Source organism: Methylocapsa palsarum (genome assembly GCF_900114285.1).
Lineage (GTDB): Bacteria > Pseudomonadota > Alphaproteobacteria > Rhizobiales > Beijerinckiaceae > Methylocapsa > Methylocapsa palsarum.
Window position 1 is genome coordinate 534,047 of record NZ_FOSN01000001.1, and the last position, 22,156, is coordinate 556,202.

Consider the following 22,156-nt stretch of genomic DNA (forward strand, 5'->3'; position numbering starts at 1 on the left):
CGCCGGGCTCGCCTTGCGCCGCCGCGCTACATGTGGGCTTTCCATTTGATCGAACAGCCGATGGAGGCATGCTGATCCGGTGCCGCCTCGCCGCGAGTGATGGCGCGCATGGCCTCGACGAGTTCGCGGCGGGCGCCAGGGGGAGGCGGGTCGATCCGGCCTTCGTCGAGACGGCCGCGATATTTCAGTTTCAGGTCGCGGCCGTAGCCGAAATAATCCGGCGTGCAGACCGCGCCATAGGCATGCGCGACTTTCTGTGATTCATCGTGAAGGTAGGGAAACGGAAACTCATGCGCTTTCGCAAATTTTTGCATGTTGGCGAAGGAATCCTCGGGATGCGTTGTGGCGTCGTTGGAGCAGATCGCGGCGAAGCCGATTCCCTCAGTCATTAATGTCCGGGCGTCCGCCACGAGCCGGTCGATGACGGCTTTGACATAGGGGCAATGGTTGCAGATGAAGACGATCACGGTCCCTTTTTCGCCCGCGATATCGGCGAGGGCGTAGGTCTTTCCGTCCGTAGCGGGCAGGCGGAAGTCCGGCGCGGGAATGTTGAGAATGGTCGAGGCAACGGTTGCGGCCATGGTGAGGATCCCTTGGGTCAGTCTCCAATATATCCGATATTTCCCGTCCGACTTAAGGCTCAGCTTGAATTTTAGGGCGATTACCGCGAGGAATTTTTCCTGATCTCCGCACGAGTTACCTGTTTTTCCATCGATATGGTCGCGCGCGCAAAATTCTTGAAAAAGCACAGTATTCAAAATTACTCCTGCAAAGGTGCTCTTTGCGAAAACTTAATCCCGGAACCATCCAGATATCTAGAGCCGTGCGATATCTATTTTCACTCACAGTGATGACAAAAATAACAACTGGTCATGCACTCAAAATTCTGTCTTAATTGTGTAGCGCGACGCGCCAAAATGGCCAAGTAAAGCCAAGTTCACGGTTCTTTCTTCTGGAATTGGTCGTGAAAGGGAGGAGATAAGAAATGAAGAAACTGATCATTTACAGATTTGCACTTGCGGCATCAGGAGCAGTGCTAGTAGGAATGTTTGCAACACACGCTCAAGCCGTCGTCCCCGCCAACTATTCGCGAGCCTGCACGGAAGCGGTCGCGTCAGTTGACGCATCCCCCAGCTTCGTTGAGAAAGCGCTGTATGCCCGTCGTGCAGCGCGCCGCACCGCTCGCCGGACAGTCCGTCGCCACACCTACTGAACCGTGACGATGGTAACTGCCGAACGCGGCAATTTCCAAAGCGAGTGTCGAGTGTATCAGATGGTTGCGGGCGAGCGCCCGCAGCCACTCCAACGACCAGCCTTCGAGTTCATCGTGGGGTCCCGTCGGCGGGGTATTTTGCGGTTGTAAGGAAAGCAAGCCTCGCCAAACACGCAGGTGTCATGAGGCAAATTTTCGACTTTGTGAAAACAACGGTGCTCGGAGGAGCTATTTTTTTGCTCCCCTTCGCGGCAGTTCTCGTCATAGTCGTCAAGGCTGGCAAGATCGCTGTCGACAGTGTGGCGCCATTGGCGGAAAAACTTCCTCTCCCCAAAGGCGAGGCGGTTATCGCCGTCTATGTAATCGGGGCTTCATTGCTGGTGCTGGCGGCGTTCGCCGCAGGGCTGTTGGCGCAATCTTTGTCGATTAAAAAGGATGCAGTATCGTTCCTCGAAGACAAAGTCCTGAACAAACTGCCTCCCTACGTCGCGGTTCGTAAATACACTGATCGCTTGGCGGGGTTGGAGGCGAAGACAAATGAAGACCTCAAGCCGGTCCTGGTGCGCATGCAGAATGGATGGCAGGTTGGGTTCCTTGCCGACGCCTTCAACGACGGCCAAGTTGCCGTGTTTATGCCCGGCGCGCCTGACCCTTTGTCAGGAGTGGTGTGGATTGTCAGCGCCGACCACGTCAGCCTGCTCAATATATCTTATCAAGACGCACTTGCCTGCCTTGAACAGTCCGGGCGCGGCCTCGCCAATCTCTTGCCAAAAGATCTTACTTTGAAAAACAGAATTGACTGAGAGGCTCCCCTGATTCATCGTGCAGATAGGGGAAGGGAAAGCCGTGCGCCTTGGCGAAGGCCTGCATGGCGAAGGAATCCTCAGGATGGCTTGCGACGTCATTGGAGCAGATCGCCGCGAAGCCGATTCCTTCCGCGATCAGCGCGCTTGCGTCCGTCACAAGCCGGTCGATGACGGCTTTGACGTAAGGGCAATTATTGCAGATGAAGACGATCACCGCGCCATTTTTACCCGCGATGTCGGCGAGCGAATAGGATTTTCCGTCCGTGGCGGGCAGGGTGAAATCCGGCGCGGGCGTGTCGAGAACAATCGAGGTGACGGTCGCAGCCATGGCTCGGCATTCTCCTGCGGCGGGCGGGCTCGCCTACCCACCAAGCGAGATGCAGCTTACATCGCCGGTAGGATGGTTGCAAACTGGGAGCGTGTGGTTGCAGGGAAGGCGCGCGCCAGCGTCAGGGCGCGCGCATTGTTGTATCTTGGTTGTATCTTGGAGTTATTGCGGAGAGAAGAATTCCTGTCGCCGCAGGATCAGCTTACCGCCGCGGAATCATTGATCGCTGAAAACGGTCAGCAGAACTTTTCCCTTTTCACCGACGATGCAGATGAAATTCTGGGATTTGTCGGATTTCTTTTTTTCGACGTTGACGTCCGCGAGAACGATCGCCTTGACGTCGGTGCTGGCGATCTTCGAATTAACCTTGATCAGTCTCACACTATCGAGGTCGAGAGTCACATCCTTGACGGCGGAAGAGCGTTCCTTCAGCGCAATCAGGCCGCTCGCCCGGCACACTTCGATTTCTGGGGCGAGAGATTTGTCTTCAGACCCCGATGAATTCGAGCTGTCTTGCGCAAGCGCTGTCCCTTGCATGAGCGCGAAGCCGATCATCGCGTTTATCGAAATCGCGGCAAGGATTGGCGTAAACTTCATCATCGACCCCCTATTTTTTCTCTGATTGGCCTTGGAAATAGTGTTCTGCATCAATCACCAGGTTGAGAGATTGGTTATGATAAGAAATTTGGTCTGTTGCGCGGAATGAATTGAAACCCCGGCTATGCGAGACAACATGTTTCGCCATGAGGGGAATAAGGCGAGCTCTCAGTGATCCGCTCGCTCGTAACTTCGTTGCGCCAAATTTTTCTTCATAACGCGAAATCATCGCTTCGCGTGGGATTCGCCGATTTTTTCGGCCTGCTTCAACTCTTCCTTTTCATCGCCTTCGATCGCTCTCTTCGCCTCGTCGGCGGCGGGTTTCACTTTGCCGGAATGCGAAAATTTTTCGGTTTCCTCGTTGTATCGTCGCGCCGCCGAGCGATTGCCTTCACCTTCGTTTTCCTTTGCGTTTTCCTTTGAGTTCACTGTTGGGTTCATTGTCGCGTTAGCCATGCTTTCGTCTCCAGTTAACGTGGAGCTAACGATCGACGAGCGTTTCGGTTCGAAACTATTCCTGCTTGCGCGTTCGCCGATGAAAGGCGCCGCGGCGTGTGAATGCTGAATGTCGCAGGATGAAAATGATCCAGACGGCCTGTTGGACCCGCCTTCGGGGGCGTCGAAACAAGGATCTGTGACAATCCGGGCGGAATACTCAAAAAGGGAAACTCATGTCCCCGGTTCGCCGTCCAAGTGGGGCGCGGAGCGTCTGGAGACGCCCCAGCCTACTTCCGCCACCACGTATCCAGCGTCGCCCCGCCGGTGGGCGGCCCGTAATGCGGCAGCTGCTCCGGCCGCCCGAGCGCTGTCGACGCGGCCACCCATTGATCGGGCGAATGGAACAAAGGCACGATATAAAAGCCTGACAGGAGCACCCGGTCGTAGGCGCGCACGGCGGCGATGAAATCCTCCCGGCTGTTCGCCGACAGCATCGCCTCGATCATCGCGTCGGCGGCCGGCGACCTGACCCCGGCGAGATTGAACGAGGCTTCCTGGGACGCGCTGGCCGAGCCCCAGCGCGAGCGTTGTTCGTTGCCGGGCGAGGCCGAGGCCAGCCAGGAGCCGATCATCATGTCGAAATCGAATTTCTGGCGCCGCCGCTGGTACTGGACCTCGTCGACGAGCCGGACTTTCACGCCGACGCCGATGCGGGCGAGCGAATCGGCGTAATTCAGCGCGAGGCGCTCCTGATTGCGGTCCTTGACCATGATCTCGAAGGCGAGAGGCTCGCCGTCCTTGACGAGGCGTCCGCCGTCGAGGGCGTATCCGGCCGTCTGCAGGAGTTCGAGGGCGCGCCGTGGCTCCACTCGGTCCTGTCCCGACCCGCTGGTTTGCGCGGGACTCCACTCGCCTTTGAGAATATCCTCGCGGACAATTCCTGGAAAAGGCGCAAGAAGCTTGGTCTCGGCTGAACTCGCGGGGCGCCCGGTCGAGGCGAGTTCGGATTCGTCGAAAAAGCTTTTCGTCCGTCTGTAGAGACCGTCGTAGAGATTGGCGTTGATCCACTCGAAGTCGAACAGAAGCCCGAGCGCCTCGCGGACACGCACGTCGGCGAAAAGGGGCCGGCGCATATTGAAGACGAAGCCTTCCATGCCCTTGGGGCCGCCGCTCGGCAGGGCGGCGCGCGTCATGCGATGATCGCGCATGGCGGGAAAATCGTATCCGGTCGTCCAGCGCCCGGGATTCGTCTCCTCGCGAAAATCGAGCAGCCCGGTGCGGAACGCCTCGAACAGACTGTTCGAGTCGCGGAAATATTCGATGTCGATCTCGTCGAAATTGAAGAGGCCGCGGCGGATCGGCAGATCCTTCGCCCAGTAATCAGGATCGCGGCGCAGGATCAGGCGTTCGCCCGGCTTGACGGAGACGATCTTGTAAGGCCCGGAGCCGGTCGGGATGTCGAGGCTTGCGTCGTCGAATTTGACCGGATCGATTTTGTGGCGCGCCAGGACCGGCATCAGCGCGAGCGTCAGCGGCATTTCCCGGTCTCTCGCCCCGCCGAGTTCGTAATGCACCGTCTGCGGGTCGGGCGTGTCGATCGACTTCACCAGGGAATAGGCCGCGCGCTGCTGCGGGCGCCCCCTCGTTTTGAGGAGTTCGAATGTGAACCGGACGTCCGCCGAGGTGATCGGCGCGCCGTCGGAAAAATGGGCGCGCGGGTTGAGCCTGAACGTGACGGACGAGCGGTCGGGGCCGGTCTCGATCGATTGCGCAATCAGGCCGTAAAGGGTGAAAGGCTCGTCGAGCGAGCGGGTCATCAGGGTTTCGAACACGTTGCCGTTGAGCCCTTGAGCCGTTGACCCAGCTTTGAGGTTGAACGGATTGAGGCTGTCGAACGCGCCGAGAAACCCGATCGCGAGCCGCCCGCCTTTCGGCGCGTTCGGGTTGGCGTAGGGAAGGTGATCGAAATCGGCCGGCAGGGCCGGTTCGCCATGCATCGCGATCGCCGGACGGGGGCCCTCGAGGGCGGCGGGTTCCGCTCCGGCGCCATTCACGCCCGCCGCGAAGACCACGAACATCGCGCAGAAAACGAATATCGCGCGCAAGATGCGGCGGGCGGCCCGAATCAATTGCGTGTTCATCGCTCGGTCAGCGCCCGCTGCGCCGCCGCCGCCGTCGCCTTTGGCGGCCGCTCCGGGGCAAATTGGAAATCCTGGAATGCTGTTGCGCATTTTTTTCCCGAACTCAAGCGCCGTGCGACCGGCCGAACAAGCGCAATTCCAGCGGCGTAACCCAGACCAGCAGTCAAATCTGTGACATTTCAAAGCGTGAAGCATATGGCGTTCTTGACGCGGCCTGGAATGTCGGCTTTGTCTCCTCGCGGTTACTGCGGCGCTTCTTGAACGAGGACCTCCGCCGGTCGGCGTCGATTTCCTGCCCGGCCTTTTCAAGATCGATCGTTTGAAAGGATATCGTATGCCGTTTTCGTTGAAGCGTGGTGTCGCGGCTGTTCTGGCCGGCGTAGTCCTTCTTGGCGGTGGGGAAGCGTTCGCGCAAGCGGCTCCTCCCGCGAAAAAGCCGGCGGCGCCCGCGGCCGCGCCAAAAGCTCCGGCAGCTCAACCGGCCCAGGCCCAGCCTGCTCAAGGCCAGCCTGCGCAGGGCGACGCGGCCCAGGGGCAGGCGCCGCAGGGTCCCCTCCGGGTCGATCTGCAGCCAACCCAGAACGATTGGACGAAGGTTTGCGGCAAGGATCAGGCCGCCAACAAGGAAATTTGCTACACGACGCGCGATTTCAGCGCCCAGGCCGATCAGCAGCCGGTTCTCGCTCTTGCGGTTTATGACGTCAAAGGCGACGATACCCGCGTCGTCCGTTTGCTGCTTCCGGTCGGTCTGATGCTGCGTCCCGGCTTCCGGTTCTTCGTGGATAAAGGCCAGCCGCAGGAAGGCGCCTTCGAAATCTGCTTTCCCAATGGCTGTTTCGCGGAATCAAAAGTCAAGGGACCGACGATCGACGAGCTGAAAAAGGGGACGCTGCTGGGCGTCGCTGTGAAGAATCAGGTCGGCAACCAGATCACCTTCACGGTTCCGCTGGCCGGTTTCGGCAAGGCTTTCGACGGGCCGCCGATCGATCCGAAGGTGCTTGAAGAGCAGCAAAAGAAACTTCAGGCCGAATTGCAGAAGCGCGCGGAAGACGAGCGCAAACGCCTTGAAGCGGCGAAGCCCGACGCGGCCAATCCTGCTCCGGCGGCGCCGGCGGCTCCCGCGAAGCCATAAGCTTCGCCGCGCCTGAACCCCATGAATCCGGGGCGCGCGCCGTTGCGGCTCGCGCTTCGCCTGTTTGGCACGCTTGAGGACATGTTCGGCTTGCTTAAGGACAGAGGCTGCTCAATATGACCGGACCCGATCGGAGCAAGGCCGAGCCTTGGCGACGAATTGTCGTCAAATTGTCGGGCGAGGCCTTGATGGGCGGCGAAAGCCATGGCCTCGATTCCTCGACTTTGACCCGGATCGCAATTGATCTTTCCGACGCCGCCGCGCTCGGGGTCGAGGTGGCGGTCGTCGTCGGCGGCGGCAATTTCTTCCGGGGGATCGCGGGCGCCGACAAGGGCATCGAGCGGGCGCGCGCGGATTCCATCGGCATGCTTGCGACCGTGATGAATGCGCTGGCGCTGGAATTCGCCATCGAAAAACAGGGCCAGAGCGCCCGCGCCCTGTCGGCGGTGCCGATGCCCTCGCTCTGCGAGGCCTATTCGCGGCAGGCCGCGCTGCACCATCTCGCCAAGGGCCGGATCGTGGTTCTTGCCGGAGGGACCGGAAACCCTTTCTTCACGACCGACACAGGGGCCGCCTTGCGCGGCGCCGAGCTCTCCTGCGATCTCATCATGAAGGCGACGAAAGTGGATGGGGTCTATTCGGCCGATCCGAAGCGCGATCCGACCGCAACCCGTTATGAAAAATTGACCCACGACGAGGCGATCGCCAAAAACCTCGCTGTCATGGACACGGCCGCTTTCGCGCTTGCGCGGGAGAACCGAATTCCGATACTCGTTTTCTCCATCCTGGACGCCGGGGCCATTTGCGCCGCGCTTCAGGGAAAAGGAAGAGCGACGTTCGTTTCGCCTTGAATTCCGGGGGGCGGCGGGGCCCAGGAGGGATTTTTCAAGAGCAGGGGCTTGCTTTTTCAGGAAGATGAGGTCTTGCCTTCGGCCTTTCGCCGCAGCGACGTCCGGGGAGAGGCGCGGCGGACTGTCGGGGCCCGGGCGTCGGCCGAAGCGCAAGTGCTGAAACATGCCTGCGGCAGTCTGGGCGCAGCGGGAACCGCACGATTTCGATAAGGGTTTCATGATGAGCGCAGAATTCGATATTCCCGACCTGAAGCGGCGCATGCAAGGCGCGATCTCGACCTTGAAACATGATCTGGGAGGGCTGCGCACCGGCCGCGCCACGGCCAGTCTTGTCGAACCGGTTCATGTCGACGCCTATGGGCAGTCGATGCCGCTCAATCAGGTCGCCACGATCAGCGTCCCCGAACCGCGGATGCTTTCCGTACAGGTCTGGGACAAAGCCATGGTCGGTCCCGTCGACAAGGCGATCCGCAATGCGAATCTCGGCTTGTCTCCCACCGTCGAAGGCCAGGTTCTGCGCATTCGCATTCCAGAACTGAATGAGCAGAGGCGCAAGGAAATGGCCAAGGTCGCCCATAAATACGCCGAGGACGCCCGCGTCTCCGTTCGCCACGTCCGCCGCGACGGACTCGACACGTTGAAGAAACTGCTCAAAGACAAAATCATCAGCGAAGACGATGAAAAGCGGCACGAAGGCGAAGTCCAGAAATTGACCGATCAGAGCGTCAACGAGATCGACCAGGCGCTGGCGGCAAAAGAAAAGGAAATCATGCAGGTTTGATTCATGAAGATTTGCGATAATCATCGCGCCGCCGATTGCGGGCCGATGTTGACTGGCGATCTGCGACAGTTGAATTTCATTGCGCTCCGGAAACGAACGATCATAGTCCATCCTGCGAACCGAGAGCGGCCGCGGGAAAGTCTGTTGAAGATTTAGAGAGGCGGCGGAGAATCATGCCAACGGCTGCGGGCCACCGGGCCATCACGACAGCAAGCATGCTCACGGCTGAAGGGGGGCTCGAACTGCGGCCGCGCCTTTCGGAAATTCCCGCTCATGTCGGCGTCATCATGGACGGCAATGGCCGATGGGCGGCGAGCCGTGGCCTGCCGCGCATCGAAGGGCACAGGCGCGGGCTTGAGGCTCTGCGGGAGACGGTTCGGGCAGCAATCGATTTCGGGCTCGACTATCTGACGGTCTACAGCTTCTCGATGGAGAACTGGAACCGGCCGATTGAGGAAGTCACCGATCTGATGGGCCTCCTGAAGCGCTTTATTCGCAATGATCTCAAGGATTTACATAAGGCTGGCGTGAAGGTCAGGGTGATCGGCGCGCGCGATAATCTGAAACCCGACATCCGGGCCTTGCTGGTCGAGGCCGAGGACATGACCCGAGCCAACACGGGCCTGACCCTGATCGTCGCCTTCAATTACGGCAGCCGGCAGGAAATCGCGGCGGCGGCCAGGGCTCTGGCCGAAGACGTCCTGGCTGGCCGCGTCAAGGCGTCCGACATCGATGAAACTCTCCTCGCCCAGCGGCTCGACACCGCCGGGCTTCCAGATCCCGACCTCATCATCAGGACCTCGGGCGAACAGCGTCTTTCGAATTTCCTGATGTGGCAGGCGGCCTATTCCGAATTCGTGTTCCTGCCGATGCATTGGCCCGATTTCGACCGGCGCGCGTTCGCGTCCGCGCTTCATGTGTTTTCAGAGCGCGAGCGCCGCTTCGGCGGGGTGACGGCGCGCGGTCAAGCTGATAAAGTCAAATCATGAGCAAGGCACGAGGGAAACCGGTCCGGTTCTCCAACGCGAACGGCAAGTCCGGCGCAAAAGCGAGCTTGCCGAACGGCAAGCCGACGGCCACGTCCGCCGCGCAGACAGGGAACGAGACCGGCGACGCGCCTGCCGAGAAGCTGCATGCGGCGCTGACGACAGCGGCTCCGCCATATTCCGCCCACTATGCTCCGACGCAGGATCTCTCCACGTCGAAAAAAATGTCCGATTTGCTCCCGCGCGCGGCCTCGTCCCTGGTTCTGATGGCGCTCGCTCTGGGATCGGTTTGGCTGGGAGGAGAGGCCTTCTCGGTCATATGGCTCGCCGCGGCCTTCGCCATCGTTTACGAATGGCAAAGCATCATCGCCACGGCCCGGCTGCTTCCGCGCATCCTGATCGCCGGCCTCGCGCTGGTTCTTGCGGGTCAGTTCGCCAGCAAGGGTTCGCCTGGCTTCGCGAGCTACATTATCGCCCTCGGCGGCGTGTTCGCCGCGTCAACGGCCGGGCAGGGGCGTCGGATCTGGGCTTTCGCGGGATTGGCCTATGCGGGCGCCCTGCTGGTTTCAGTCACGGCGCTCTATCATTCCGCGGCTTTCGGAGCCGGATTTATCCTTTGGCTCTTCGCCACCGTCTGGGGGACGGACGTGTTCGCCTATTTCGGCGGCCGGATGATTGGCGGACCGAAATTGTGGCCGCAGATCTCCCCCTCCAAAACCTGGTCCGGGACGTTGCTTGGCGTGTTCGCCGGGGCGCTCATCGGCTCGGCGGTCGGGTTCGGCGGAATTGGCCATTCGATCGCGACCCCGCAATTGTTTGGTCTTGGCCTTCTCACAGCGCTCGTCTCGCAAGGCGGAGACCTTTTCGAATCGTGGGTGAAGCGTTACTTCGGCGTCAAGGATTCCAGCGTCCTTATTCCAGGTCATGGCGGATTCATGGACCGGCTTGACGGATTCGCCGCGGCGGCCGCCTGCGCGGCCCTGGTCGCGGCGTCGCGACATATGCTGTGATCGGGATGTTTGGATTGGGATGATTTGCGTCGGGCGCGTTTTGCGATAGCTTGGCGCGGTGGCTCCGCCATGCTTGCCCGCCCGCCAGTTCGCCGTCCCAGTTGGTCGTCCAATTGGTCGTCATTGTCTGCGCCGCGTCTCCGGGTGCGTTCCAGATCCCGGCAGGCGTCGGCTGAAATGGCTCCAAAAGACAGAAAAGTGAATTTATCTCTATGGAGACAGTCCTCGAGTTCCGGCGCGCGAAGGCGTCCGATTGTGAGCCGCGCAGCGTCGTGATCCTCGGCGCCACCGGCTCCATTGGAACCTCGACGGCCGATATCATTGCGGGCGCCGACGGCGACTTTCGGGTGGAGGCGGTCGCCGGAGGCCGCGATCCGCAAGCCCTTGCCCGCGTCGCCCGCAAACTCGGGGCAAAATTCGCGGCGCTCGCCGATCCCGCTGGATTTGGCGATCTCAAGGACGCTCTGGCAGGGACCTCGATCGAGGCCGCGGCGGGAGCGGACGCGGTCGTCGAGGCGGCGTTGCGGCCGGCGGACGTCGTGATCGGCGCGATCGCCGGCAGCGCCGGGGTGGAGCCGACTTATGCCGCGCTTTCGGCGGGGCGGACCGTCGCGCTCGCCAACAAGGAATGCCTCGTCTGCGCGGGGCCGGCGTTCATGCGCCAGGCCGCGATTTCCGGGGCGAGGCTGCTGCCTGTCGATAGCGAGCACAACGCCATTTTCCAGGCGATGGGCGACGCGACGCTGGACTCGATCGAAATGATCACGCTGACGGCGTCCGGCGGCCCGTTCAGGACCTGGACCAGCGAAGCCATCGCCAGGGCGACGCCCGAGCAGGCGCTCAATCATCCCAACTGGGCCATGGGTCCCAAAGTCACGGTGGATTCGGCCGGGCTGATGAACAAGGGCCTTGAGGTGATCGAGGCTCATTATCTGTTCGGAGTCGAGGCGGCGCGCCTCGATATTCTGATCCACGCCCAATCCGTCGTGCATGGCCTTGTCGCGTTCACGGATGGATCGGTCTCGGCGGGACTCGCCGCGCCGGACATGAAGGTGCCGATCGCGCATTGCCTGTCCTATCCGGACCGCATCAAGACCGCGGCAAGGCGTCTCGATCTGGCCACCGTCGGGCAATTGACATTCGAAAAACCGGATTTTGGCCGCTTTCCGGCCTTGCGCGTCGCGCTGGAGGCCTTGCGAACCGGGCGGGGCCTCCCCACTGTTTTAAATGCAGCGAATGAGATTGCCGTGGAAGCCTTTTTGAATCGGCTGATCTCATTCCACGATATTGCGAAGCTTGTCGAGAAGGCGTGCGATTCGGCGTTGTCCGATGGCGTTGCTCGCGAACCCGAGTGCGTCGCCGATGCGCTCGCCATCGATCGGATTGTGCGGGAGCGAACGCGGGGCCTTCTGGCGGAGTCCTACGGGCGCCATTTTTCTGGGCATTAGTTGCGAGCAGCCGGCGGAGCCGTTTGCTCCATCAGGCCTGTCGCCGAAGGACACTCGCGAGAGGGAACGCCTCGAGCGCAGCGTATGCGCCGTATGGCCCGGGGTTTGCTGAGAGTTTAAAACGTCCGCAATGGCTAAGAATCCTTCTCTTCATTTCGGATTTTAAGGTTTGGTCAGGAGTTTCCGGTCTCGATAGGAGTTTCGATGTCGATTCTAACGCATTTCGCGTCTCTAGCAGGTTATATTATACCTTTTATTTTCGTCTTGAGCTTGGTCGTATTCTTTCACGAGCTTGGCCATTTCCTCGTTGGTCGGTGGTGCGGCGTCAGGATTGACGCGTTTTCGCTCGGCTTCGGCCCTGAAATTTTTGGCTTCTATGACCGGCACGGCACGAGATGGAGATTGGCGGCTCTGCCGTTGGGCGGTTACGTCAAATTCCACGGCGATGCGAACGGGGCGTCGATGCCTGACGGAGCGGCGGCGGCTTCAATGAACGCCGAAGAGCATGCGACGACGTTCGTCGCCCAGAATGTCTGGAAACGCGCCGCGATCGTCGTCGCCGGTCCTGTCGCCAACTTTATCCTGGCGATCGTGATCTTCACCGGCATTTTTTATGTCAGCGGCCGGGGCATGCTTCTGCCCGTCGTGGAAAACGTCGCCCCGGAGAGCGCGGCCTCCGCCGCCGGCTTCGAGCCAGGAGATTTGATCCTGGCGATCGACGGAAACAAGATCAAAAGCTTCGAGGACATGCAGCGCGTCGTCCAGACTTCCAGCGACGCCATGCTGACATTCAGGGTCGAGCGTGAGGGAAAACAGCTGGACCTCGTCGCGACGCCGCGCCGGAAGGACGTCGTCACGCCGTTCGGGACCACCCGCGTCGGAGTTCTGGGCGTCGAGGCGAAAGGCAAGCCTGAAAACTGGCATGTCGAACATTACAGCCTCGCCGATTCCTTCCTGCGCGCCAATGCGGAGACCTGGTATATCGTCTCACGGACCGGGTCCTATCTCGGCGGTCTCGTGATGGGCAAGGAATCCACGGATCAGCTGTCCGGACCGCTCCGGATCGCGGAAGTGTCGGGGGAAATGGCGAAGATCGGCCTCGCGGCCTTGCTCAACCTCGCTGCAATTCTGTCGATTTCAGTGGGAATTCTGAACCTGCTTCCGATCCCGCTGCTCGATGGCGGCCATTTGTTCTATTACGCCGTCGAAGCCGCGCGCGGAAAAGCGCTGAACGAAAAGGCGCAGCAGTTTGGTTTTCGGGTCGGCATCAGCCTCGTGGCGGGGTTGATGTTTTTCGCCACCTACAACGACATCTTGCGCCTCACGCGGCAATTGATGCGATTGGGTTGATCGGCTTTCCGGGCAAAACAAAATCACGATGAAGCAAAGGGTTAACCCTAAGAGTTAACCCTTTTCTCACTGCAAAGCGTGTCTTGTTCGCAACGGCGGCGCAAAATCAGGAGCCATAGCCGAATCTTGATTTGCAGGGGGGGGCAAACCCTGTAGAAGCGAAGCTCAGGGCTTGTTCAACGACAGAGGCCCAACGAACGTCAGCCAAGCATTTTGGCGTTCGGGCAGCCGGCGTTGAGCCATATGGGGACCGGTCTTCCGATGCAGTTCATGCGTACTCTACTCAGCCGGCTCACCCTGTTCCTTTGCGCTTTCTTGATCCTGACCTACGGGATCTCGTCAGCTTTCGCAGCCGGAGTTGTCGTCCAGGGCAACCGGCGAGTCGATTCCGAGACCATCCAATCCTATTTCACCGGCTCCGATCAGGCCGCGGTCAACAAGGGCGTGAAGGATCTTTACGCGACCGGTCTGTTTACCGATATCAAAGTCCGCCGGGACGGCGGAAGCGTCGTCATCGTAGTGACCGAGAACAACACGATCAACAGGGTCGCGTTCGAGGGAAACAGCAAGGTCAAGACCGAGACGCTCGCCGCCGAGGTTCAGTCCAAGTCGCACGGACCCTACAGCCCGGCGACGGTCGACGCGGATATCGAGCGGATCAAGGACGTCTATCGCCGTTCCGGACGGGCTGCGGCCAAGGTCACATCTCGCACCGTTGATCTGCCGAATGGGCGCCTTGACGTCGTCTTCACGGTCGACGAGGGCGATAAAACCGGCGTCAAGACCATCAATTTCGTCGGCAACGAGGCCTATTCCGCCGGCAAACTGCGCGATCTCATGCAGACGACGGAAATGAATTTCATGTCGTTCTTCAAGACGTCGGACGTCTACGATCCGGACCGGATCGCCGCGGATCTGGAACTGATCAGGCGGTTCTATCTCAAGAACGGCTATGCGGATTTCCGCGTCGTCGGGTCCGACGCGCAATTTGACCCGGCTCTCGGCGGCTACGTCATTACGATTACGGTCGAGGAAGGCCCTCAATACACGGTTGGCCCCGTGGAGGTGGAATCGCATCTACGCGATATCGACGGTGAATCGCTCCGTCCCCTGGTGCGGCTTTCGACCGGAGAAATCTACAATGGCGAAATGGTCGAAAAGACCGTCGACTCTTTGACGAAGGAAATCGCCAAACACGGATATGCGTTCAGCCAGGTCCGCCCGCGCGGCGACCGCGATCCCGCGACCCGGACGGTCAGCATCGCGTTTGTGATCGACGAGGGACCGCGCGCCTATGTGGAGCGGATCGTCATCCGGGGCAACACCCGGACTCGGGACTATGTCATCCGGCGCGAATTCGAGATCGGAGAGGGCGACGCCTACAATCGGGTCATGATCGACCGGGCCGAACGGCGTCTCAATAACCTCGGCTATTTCAAAAAGGTGAAGATCACCAACGAGCAAGGCTCCGCGCCCGATCGCATCATCGTGATCGTCGATGTCGAAGACCAGCCGACGGGAGCGTTGTCGCTGTCGGGCGGTTACTCGACCTCGGACGGGTTCATCGCGGAAGTGTCCGTGACCGAGACGAATTTCATGGGCCGCGGCCAGTATGTGAAGCTTGCGGTCTCCGAAGGCCAGTACGCCCGCGGCATCGAGTTCAACTTCACGGAACCCTATTTCCTCGGCTATAGGATCGCCGCCGGCTTCGACGCCTACGCCAAGCAGTCGAGCGTCAACCAATATTCGTTTTACCAGAGCAATGTGACGGGCGGCACGATCAGGCTTGGTCTGCCGATCACCGAGGAACTGACGTTCTCGCCGCGCTACTCGATCTACAACACCAACATCACCATTCCGAACACGACGGCTCACCCCTATAACGATTGTAACAACCCGATCTGGGGAACGACGCCAGGGTTCAACGGAACCGATCCCTATTACAACAACAGCTGCTTGACCAATGGCGAGGCGTCGCTGGCTTTGAAAGAGGCGGCTGGAAATACGCTGACCTCGATGGTCGGCTACACGCTGAATTATAATACGCTGGACAACAACAGGAGCCCCACGGCCGGGTTCTTCGCCGAACTGCGTCAGGACATCGCGGGAGCGGGCGGCGATTCCAAGTTCGTGCGCACCACCGGCGAGATCCGCTATTACCGTGAGATCTACGATCAGATCGTCGGAATCGCACGGGTCCAGGGCGGCGACATCTTCAGCTTCGGCGGCAACCAGCTCCGGATCGTCGACAACTTCAATCTGGGTCCGAGCCTTGTTCGCGGGTTCGCTCCGAACGGCATCGGTCCGCGCGACATCAGCTCGGGTTATTCGTCCGGCAACGCGCTCGGCGGCACGACCTACTTCGGAGCGAGCCTTGAAGTTCAGTTTCCGATCTTTGGCCTGCCGCGCGACCTTGGCCTGAAAGGCGCCCTCTTCGCCGATGCGGGCACGCTTTACGGCTACAACGGCAAGACCAATTTCAGCTCCAATGGCGTCTGCACGCCCAACGACGCCGCGCCCCTGTACACCCAGGGCAATTGCCTGGTTCTCGGCGCGAATACGAGCCAGATCCGTTCCTCCGTCGGCGCCTCGATCATCTGGGCGTCGCCTTTGGGGCCGATTCGCTTCGACTTCGCCAAGGCGATCACCAAGAACCAATACGATCAGACGCAGTTCTTCCGGTTCACAGGTGGGACCACGTTCTAGACCGGGCTCGATCAGCGGACCTCGCGTCAGGGGACTTCGGGCCCCGACGCGAGGCCGATCGCAGCGAGCCGGGATCCGAAGCAATGGTGCGCCGAAGTCCCGCATGAGCGATCCGTTTTTCTTTGCGCGCGCGCCCGGTCTGACGCTGGGCGACATCGTCGCCGTGACGGGCGTCAGGGCTGGCGGCGGCGTGGATCTTTCCTTACTGATCGGGGGGGCGGCTCCGTTTGACGAGGCCGTCGCCGGCGAACTCACCTATTTCGACGATCTAGAGCATATTCCGATCGGATTGAATCCATCGGAAAGCGCTCCAGGATCGTCCGAAGGAATTGAAGCCACCCGCGCCTCCGCCTGTTTTGTCGAGCCGTGTTACGAGGCGCTCGTCGCCGGGTTCACGCTTGCGCTTGTGACCGAAGAGCCCCACCGGGCTTTCGCCGCCGCGCTGGCGCAAATCTTCCCTGAAGCGCTGCGGCCAGCCTCCATCTTCACCGCGGCGGGCCTTAATCCTGGCGCCTCGGTCCACCCCGAGGCCCGGCTCGAGCCCGGCGTCGTCGTCGATCCTGGGGCCGTCATCGGCGCGCGCTGCGAAATCGGATCCGGATCCATGATAGCGGCGAACAGCGTGATCGGATCCGGGGTCAGGATCGGACGCAACTGTTCTATCGGCGCGCAGGCGGCGATCACCCATGCGCTGATCGGGGACCGCGTCATCATCCACGAAGGCGCGAAGATCGGGCAGGCCGGGTTGGATTTCAGGGATTGCGGCGAAATCAGACGGTTTTCCTCGCCTCAGGTTGGGCGGGTCATTCTTCAAGACGGCGTCGAGGTCGGCGCAAATTCAACGATTGATAGAGGTTCCAGCCAGGATACGGTGATTGGCGAAGGCGCGCGAATTGGCAATCTTGTACAGATCTCTCCCGGCGTCACCGTCGGACGCGGCTGCATGATCCTTTGCCAGACGAGCATCGCGGCGGAAACGCGGCTCGGCGATTTCGTCGTGGTCGAGGGCGGAGCGCGAGTGGGTCGGCGCTTGCGGATCGGGCGCGGCGAAAGAGTGAGGCCTTGAGAGGCTGCGGCTTCTCGACCCATGGCCGATGAGCCACAGGCCGGTTCGCGGGAATCGACCGAAAAAACGGCGCGTTGAAGCGGCGTCTGACAAGGAGCAGGGGACGAAGAATGAATGAAGCGTCGCAGACGGTCATCGAATCGTTCGACATTTTGCGCTTGTTGCAGTTTCTGCCGCACCGCTATCCGTTTTTGATGATCGATCGCGTCATTGAGGCGAGGGGTGACGAATTCGGGATCGGAATCAAGAACGTCAGCGTCAACGAACCTCAATTCCAGGGTCATTTTCCCGACCACCCGATCATGCCCGGGGTGCTTTTGATCGAGGGCATGGCGCAAACGGCGGCGGTGCTCGGCATCAGCGCATCGGCCAGCGGGCTCTCGAGGCCGATCACCTATTTCATGAGTATCGACAAGGCGCGGTTCCGCAAGCCGGTCACGCCGGGCGACCGGGCCGAATTCCATATGACCAAGGTGAACCAGCGCAAGAACATGTGGTGGTATTCGGGGCGCGCCCTGGTGGACGGCGTTCTTGTCTGTGAGGCGGAAATCGGCGCCGCGCTGGTCGTCAATGACGCGGCGAAAGCCTGAACGCCGCGGCGGGCAAGGGCGACGCCAGCGGCTCCATCGCGCGGTTTTTCCAGGCGATTCGCCTGCCTCGCGGCTGGCGCACTTTCCTGCAATCCAGCCGGCTATTCGTGGTATGATTTTTCAAAGCTCCTCCGCGCCATCTTGGCGAGTCTCCGGCGGCCTGCTGGAGATGCGCCATGAAACTACGAGTCGGTTACGAACTTCAGTACGAAATCCCTCAGCCGACGCCGCTGATCGCGATGCTGAATATCCATTTTTCCCGCGTCGCCGATCTCGCGGCGCCCGATCATATCGTCATCAGCCCGCCGGTTCCGATCTCCTGCTACCGCGATGGTTTCGGCAATTGGTGCAGCCGCATCCTGGCCCCGGCCGGGCTGGTGCGACTCTCGACCGACGCCATCGTCTCCGATTCGGGGCTGCCTGATCAATTGTCGCCGGACGCCGCCGAGGTTCCGGTGCAGGATCTTCCCGAGGAGGCCATCGTCTTTCTCCTCGCCAGCCGGTTCTGCGACAGCGACCGCTTGCTCGATCTGGCCTGGACCCTCTTCAAGGATACGCCCCCGGGATGGGCGCGGGTGCAGGCGATCTGCGATTACGTCCATTCCCGAATCGAATTCGGCTATGCCCACGCGAGCGTGACCCGATCCGCCTCCGAGGCCTACCAGGAGGGGCGGGGCGTCTGCCGCGACTACGCGCACCTCGCCGTCGCTTTCTGCCGCGCGCTGAACATTCCGGCGCGCTATTGCACCGGATATCTCGGCGACGTCGGAACGCCCGCGCCTTATCCGCCCGGCGATTTCGCCGCCTGGTTCGAGGTCTACCTCGGCGGCAAATGGCACACGTTTGACGCCCGCAACAACATTCCGCGCATCGGCCGGGTGCTTCTCGCGCGGGGCCGGGACGCCGCAGATGTCGCGATCACGACGACCTTCGGGCCGAATACGCTCGTGAATTTCAAGGTCTGGACGGACGAGATCATCGAGGAAAGAGCGTAGCGGCGGCAGAAATCGGACGAAATGTTCGCTTCTCCAGTCGGAAATCGCTCCAGAATCAAAGGCTTGAGCATATCCTTATCGATTGGATCGATTCAATCCGATCGGAATATGCTCGAGCGCAGCGCAAACGCGGAAGATTTATGTGCGCTGATGAAATGGCTTGACATAAATATATAGGAGTCCTATTTAAATGTGATGACACCGTTCGACGCTCTCTCCACGCCGGTTTATCGCAGATTGCGCGAAGGATTGGACCGCATCGGCGCCGCGATGCGCGCGGACCAATGGGGGCTCGCCGAAGACTCGGGGCTCAGTCCGACGCAAGCGCATGTGCTCGCCTTCGTCGCGGGGCGAGGCGCGAAGGGAATGCGCGTACGGTCCATAGCGGAACATCTCGGCGTAGCTCAACCGACGGCGACGGAGTCGATTGCGGCTTTGGTGCGCAAGGGCCTGTTGACGAAAGCCTCCGATCCCGACGATGCGCGCGCCGCGTCCATCCAGATTACGGGAGCCGGGCAGGAAATCGTGCGAGGGATCGGTTTGGCGATGACGTCGACCGAACGCGCGCTGGAAACTCTCTCGTCGAAGGAGCAGACAATGCTTCTTCATCTCGTCATCAAGACCATTCGCGCCCTTCAGATCGCTGGAGCGATACCGCCTCAGCGCGTCTGCATTTCGTGCCGCTATTTCCGCGCCAACGTTCATGACGACGCGGAACTGCCTCATCATTGCGCCTATGTCGACGCTCCGTTCGGCGGCCGTCATTTGCGTCTCGATTGCAACGAGCATGGAGAGGCGGATCAGGGCGCCCTCGATCAGGCGTGGAAAGCTTTCAGCGGAATCGCCTATGACTTGCCGATGTCCGCATAGTTTTGAGCCTCTTCAAGGCGGCGGCGCAATCCGCGACGGTTTGGGCCGGATTGTTCGAGCGCGCACGAAGAAAACGGTTCGCCGGCTGGCGCCGGCGAACCGTTCATAATTCCCTCCGATCAAGAAGGATCTCCAGCATGGCACAAAAAGCGACTTTTTACCACGCCGGTTGCTCGGTTTGCGTCGACGCCGAGACCAATTTGGCGAAGTCCCTCGATCCGAAGATTTTTGACGTCGAGATCGTGGATCTGGGCGCAAACAAGACGCGTGTCGGTGAAGCCGAGGCCGCGGGCGTCAAGTCGGTGCCCGCCCTGGTCCTCGCGGGAAAGCCGTACCACATCAATTTTGGAGCTGATCTCTCGGCTCTGAAATAGCCGCCCCCGCGAAAGCCGGCGCGCCTGAAAGTCAGAAGACCCCTCCAACTTGCCTCGCCAGGGTTCGCCCGTGCGAGGCCTTTTTCGTTTCCTGACGTCTGTAAATCTAGAGCGCTTTCCGATCGCATGAAGTCATGCGATCGATCAGAAATCGCTACAGAGTCAAAAGCTTGAGCATAGTCTTGTCGATTGGATTGATTCACTCCAATCGGAATATGCTCTATGGCGCGACTCCACCGCCACAGGCGTGCGTTCGAGTTTCGCCGCGGCCGCGCAAAAACCTCACCCGGCCGCTTCCGCCTTGAGCCGCGCGAGCCAGCCTTCCGCCTGCGTCCGCACATTGGCGGGGGCCGTGCCGCCGTAGCTGGTCCGGCTCTCGACCGATTTGTCGACGCCCAGCACCGCGAAGACCTCTGAATTGATGCCGGGGGCGACGCCCTGCATCTCGGCGAGCGAGAGTTCCTCCAGTCCGATCCCTTTGCCTGAGGCGAGGCCAACGAGCCGCCCCGTGACGTGATGCGCCTCGCGGAAGGGCATTTTCAGCGTTCGCACCAGCCAGTCGGCGAGATCGGTCGCCGTCGCGTAGCCGGCCCCCGCCGCCGCCTTCATGCGCTCCAGGTTGGGTTCGAGGTCGCCCACCATGCCGGTCATCGCCGCGAGGCACAGCGAGAGCGATTGCAGCGCGTCGAACGTGCCTTCCTTGTCCTCCTGCATGTCCTTCGAATAGGTCAGCGGCAGGCCTTTCATGACAATGAACATCGCGTTGAGCGCGCCGATGATCCGGCCCGCCTTGCCGCGCACCAGTTCGGCCGCGTCCGGATTGCGCTTTTGCGGCATGATCGACGAGCCTGTCGAAAACCTGTCGGACAGAGCCGCGAAGCCGAATTGCGGGGTCGCCCAAAGGACGATCTCCTCGGCGAAGCGCGAGAGATGGATGGCGCAGATCGACGCCGCGCCGAGGGTTTCGAGGACGAAATCGCGGTCGGAGACGCTATCGAGGGAGTTTGCGGTCGGCCGGTCGAAGCCGAGCGCCTTCGCCGTCGCATCCCTGTCGATCGGAAACGAGGTTCCGGCCAGCGCCGCCGCGCCGAGGGGCGATTCGTTGAGGCGATGACGGGCGTCGCGCAGCCGTGATCGGTCGCGGGCGAGCATTTCGACATAGGCGAGGAGATGGTGTCCGAACGTGACCGGCTGGGCGGCCTGCATATGGGTGAAGCCCGGCATGACGGCGCCCGCATAGGCGAGCGCCTTTTCCGCCAGGGCGGTTTGCAGACCGCGCAGCTGAACATCGAGCCCGTCGATCGCGTCGCGGACCCAGAGCCGGAAATCCACCGCAACCTGATCGTTGCGCGAGCGCGCCGTATGAAGGCGCCCGGCCGCCGGGCCGATCAATTCGGCGAGGCGGGACTCGATATTCATGTGGATGTCTTCGAGCGCGCGTGAAAAGGCGAAAGCCCCGCTCTCGATTTCCCTGCCGATGGCGTCGAGACCCCGGTCGATGCTGGCCGCGTCCTCCGCGGCGACGATGCCGGCTTTCGCCAGCATGGCGGCATGGGCCCTCGACCCCGCGATGTCCTGCAGCGCGAGTTTCTGGTCAAAGCCGATCGACGCGTTGATTTCTTCCATGATCTCATCGGGGCCGCTTGCGAACCGGCCGCCCCACATCTTATTGCTCATTGATCGTACTCTTTGAGGTCGAAGCCATGACGCAGGACTTTTCTGGAAAGGACTCCCCGGATAAGGACAAGGCCGTCCTTGGCTTTGCGCGCCGTCTTGCGGTTCCGTTCGGTCTGGCCGCCGCCCTGATTGCGGCTGGCCTCCTATACGCGACGCGAACGCCGGGCGGCAAGGAAGGAACAGAGGGGGCGGCCTCGACGGGCGATTGTTACGGGTCGGCGGAAAAGACCGCACGGCTTCAGGGTCTCGTTCACGGCGAGATCGCCGCGCTCAACCTCGTGAAGCAGCCAAAGCCGCTCCCGATCCTGAAATTCGCCGCCCCGGACGGCGCGCCGATCGGTCTCGCCGCGTTCAGGGGCAAGGTCGTTCTGTTCAACCTGTGGGCGACATGGTGCGTGCCCTGCCGCAAGGAAATGCCCGCGCTCGACCGTTTGCAGGGGCTCGTCGGCGACGACGCCTTCGCGGTGGCGGCGGTCAATATCGACACGTCGAGACTGGAGAAGCCGAAGGCCTTCCTGACCGAGATCGGGGTCAAGAATCTTGGTTATTATGCGGACCGCAGCGGCGATCTGTTTCAGGCTTTGAAACAGGCCGGCAAGGTGATCGGCCTGCCGACGACGATTCTCATCGACGGCAACGGGTGCGAACTTGGAACCATGGCCGGCCCTGCGCAATGGGATTCGGAGGAAGCCATCGCGCTTTTGAAAGCCGCCAAGACGTAGAGCGCTTTCCGATCCCTGCCGTCATGCGATCGGTCAGAAATCGCTCCAAAGTCAAAAGTTTGGGGCTATCCAGGC

General features: G+C 61.0%; 21 protein-coding genes. 15 read left to right on the top strand and 6 right to left on the bottom strand.

Annotation, left to right across the window (positions count from 1 at the left end; genetic code table 11):
• Positions 1 to 26: 26 nt before the first annotated feature.
• Entirely contained in the window at positions 27 to 581 is a 555-nt protein-coding gene (locus tag BM177_RS02610; RefSeq protein WP_091677580.1) for a thioredoxin family protein, read from the bottom strand.
• Positions 582 to 1,395: 814 nt separating this feature from the next.
• Between BM177_RS02610 and BM177_RS02615 the strand changes: the two genes are divergently transcribed.
• Complete coding sequence (locus BM177_RS02615) at positions 1,396 to 2,016, top strand: DUF502 domain-containing protein (RefSeq protein WP_091677091.1); 621 nt, start codon at positions 1,396 to 1,398, stop codon at positions 2,014 to 2,016.
• On the opposite strand, the gene BM177_RS02620 is transcribed toward BM177_RS02615, so the two are convergent.
• The 4 genes from BM177_RS02620 to BM177_RS02635 all read right to left on the bottom strand — a co-directional run bounded on the left by BM177_RS02620 (position 1,991) and on the right by BM177_RS02635 (position 5,460).
• Positions 1,991 to 2,347 (bottom strand): redoxin domain-containing protein, encoded by a 357-nt coding sequence (locus tag BM177_RS02620; RefSeq protein ID WP_091677095.1) that lies wholly within the window; start codon positions 2,345 to 2,347, stop codon positions 1,991 to 1,993. The two genes, BM177_RS02615 and BM177_RS02620, sit on opposite strands and share 26 nt — an antisense overlap.
• 216 nt (positions 2,348 to 2,563) lie before the next feature.
• On the bottom strand, positions 2,564 to 2,944 hold the full coding sequence (locus BM177_RS02625; protein ID WP_175492465.1) for a hypothetical protein: 381 nt from the start codon (positions 2,942 to 2,944) through the stop codon (positions 2,564 to 2,566).
• Positions 2,945 to 3,169: 225 nt separating this feature from the next.
• On the bottom strand, positions 3,170 to 3,400 hold the full coding sequence (locus BM177_RS02630) for a hypothetical protein (RefSeq protein ID WP_244532042.1): 231 nt from the start codon (positions 3,398 to 3,400) through the stop codon (positions 3,170 to 3,172).
• Between the two features lie 269 nt (positions 3,401 to 3,669).
• Entirely contained in the window at positions 3,670 to 5,460 is a 1,791-nt protein-coding gene (locus tag BM177_RS02635) for an extracellular solute-binding protein (protein ID WP_091677587.1), read from the bottom strand.
• 397 nt (positions 5,461 to 5,857) lie between these two features.
• Here BM177_RS02635 and BM177_RS02640 point away from each other — a divergent pair, with 397 nt between their 5' ends.
• The 13 genes from BM177_RS02640 (at position 5,858) to BM177_RS02705 (ending at position 19,682) form a co-directional block, all read left to right on the top strand.
• On the top strand, positions 5,858 to 6,655 hold the full coding sequence (locus BM177_RS02640; protein WP_091677104.1) for an invasion associated locus B family protein: 798 nt from the start codon (positions 5,858 to 5,860) through the stop codon (positions 6,653 to 6,655).
• Positions 6,656 to 6,771: 116 nt separating this feature from the next.
• The gene (gene pyrH / locus BM177_RS02645) at positions 6,772 to 7,506 is read left to right on the top strand and encodes a UMP kinase (protein ID WP_091677107.1); all 735 of its coding nucleotides are present in this window, start codon (positions 6,772 to 6,774) and stop codon (positions 7,504 to 7,506) included.
• A gap of 220 nt (positions 7,507 to 7,726) precedes the next feature.
• The gene (frr, locus tag BM177_RS02650; RefSeq protein WP_091677591.1) at positions 7,727 to 8,287 is read left to right on the top strand and encodes a ribosome recycling factor; all 561 of its coding nucleotides are present in this window, start codon (positions 7,727 to 7,729) and stop codon (positions 8,285 to 8,287) included.
• 215 nt (positions 8,288 to 8,502) lie between these two features.
• The gene (locus tag BM177_RS02655; protein ID WP_091677595.1) at positions 8,503 to 9,276 is read left to right on the top strand and encodes an isoprenyl transferase; all 774 of its coding nucleotides are present in this window, start codon (positions 8,503 to 8,505) and stop codon (positions 9,274 to 9,276) included.
• Positions 9,273 to 10,283: a phosphatidate cytidylyltransferase gene (locus BM177_RS02660; RefSeq protein ID WP_244532044.1), complete on the top strand. Its 1,011-nt coding sequence runs from the start codon at positions 9,273 to 9,275 to the stop codon at positions 10,281 to 10,283. The genes BM177_RS02655 and BM177_RS02660 overlap by 4 nt, the downstream gene beginning before the upstream one ends.
• Positions 10,284 to 10,495: 212 nt before the next feature.
• On the top strand, positions 10,496 to 11,731 hold the full coding sequence (gene dxr / locus BM177_RS02665; protein ID WP_091677111.1) for a 1-deoxy-D-xylulose-5-phosphate reductoisomerase: 1,236 nt from the start codon (positions 10,496 to 10,498) through the stop codon (positions 11,729 to 11,731).
• Between the two features lie 204 nt (positions 11,732 to 11,935).
• The gene (rseP, locus tag BM177_RS02670) at positions 11,936 to 13,081 is read left to right on the top strand and encodes an RIP metalloprotease RseP (RefSeq protein WP_091677115.1); all 1,146 of its coding nucleotides are present in this window, start codon (positions 11,936 to 11,938) and stop codon (positions 13,079 to 13,081) included.
• Between the two features lie 270 nt (positions 13,082 to 13,351).
• The gene (gene bamA / locus BM177_RS02675; protein ID WP_244532045.1) at positions 13,352 to 15,787 is read left to right on the top strand and encodes an outer membrane protein assembly factor BamA; all 2,436 of its coding nucleotides are present in this window, start codon (positions 13,352 to 13,354) and stop codon (positions 15,785 to 15,787) included.
• A gap of 103 nt (positions 15,788 to 15,890) precedes the next feature.
• Positions 15,891 to 16,853, top strand: coding sequence for a UDP-3-O-(3-hydroxymyristoyl)glucosamine N-acyltransferase (locus tag BM177_RS02680; protein WP_091677121.1), 963 nt, complete (start codon positions 15,891 to 15,893; stop codon positions 16,851 to 16,853).
• A gap of 110 nt (positions 16,854 to 16,963) precedes the next feature.
• Positions 16,964 to 17,443, top strand: coding sequence for a 3-hydroxyacyl-ACP dehydratase FabZ (fabZ, locus tag BM177_RS02685; RefSeq protein WP_091677124.1), 480 nt, complete (start codon positions 16,964 to 16,966; stop codon positions 17,441 to 17,443).
• Positions 17,444 to 17,619: 176 nt separating this feature from the next.
• Complete coding sequence (locus BM177_RS02695) at positions 17,620 to 18,438, top strand: transglutaminase-like domain-containing protein (protein WP_091677133.1); 819 nt, start codon at positions 17,620 to 17,622, stop codon at positions 18,436 to 18,438.
• 195 nt (positions 18,439 to 18,633) lie between these two features.
• A complete protein-coding gene (locus BM177_RS02700; RefSeq protein WP_175492473.1) occupies positions 18,634 to 19,308 on the top strand; it encodes a MarR family winged helix-turn-helix transcriptional regulator in 675 nt (224 codons plus the stop codon).
• Between the two features lie 137 nt (positions 19,309 to 19,445).
• Positions 19,446 to 19,682 carry a thioredoxin gene (locus BM177_RS02705; protein ID WP_091677604.1) on the top strand — a complete coding sequence of 79 codons (237 nt, stop codon included), beginning with the start codon at positions 19,446 to 19,448 and terminating at the stop codon, positions 19,680 to 19,682.
• Between the two features lie 282 nt (positions 19,683 to 19,964).
• On the opposite strand, the gene argH is transcribed toward BM177_RS02705, so the two are convergent.
• Positions 19,965 to 21,359, bottom strand: a complete 1,395-nt coding sequence (gene argH / locus BM177_RS02710; RefSeq protein WP_091677136.1) for an argininosuccinate lyase — start codon at positions 21,357 to 21,359, stop codon at positions 19,965 to 19,967.
• Between the two features lie 26 nt (positions 21,360 to 21,385).
• Here argH and tlpA point away from each other — a divergent pair, with 26 nt between their 5' ends.
• Positions 21,386 to 22,081, top strand: coding sequence for a thiol:disulfide interchange protein TlpA (gene tlpA / locus BM177_RS02715; protein ID WP_091677609.1), 696 nt, complete (start codon positions 21,386 to 21,388; stop codon positions 22,079 to 22,081).
• The last annotated feature ends 75 nt before the right edge of the window (positions 22,082 to 22,156 follow it).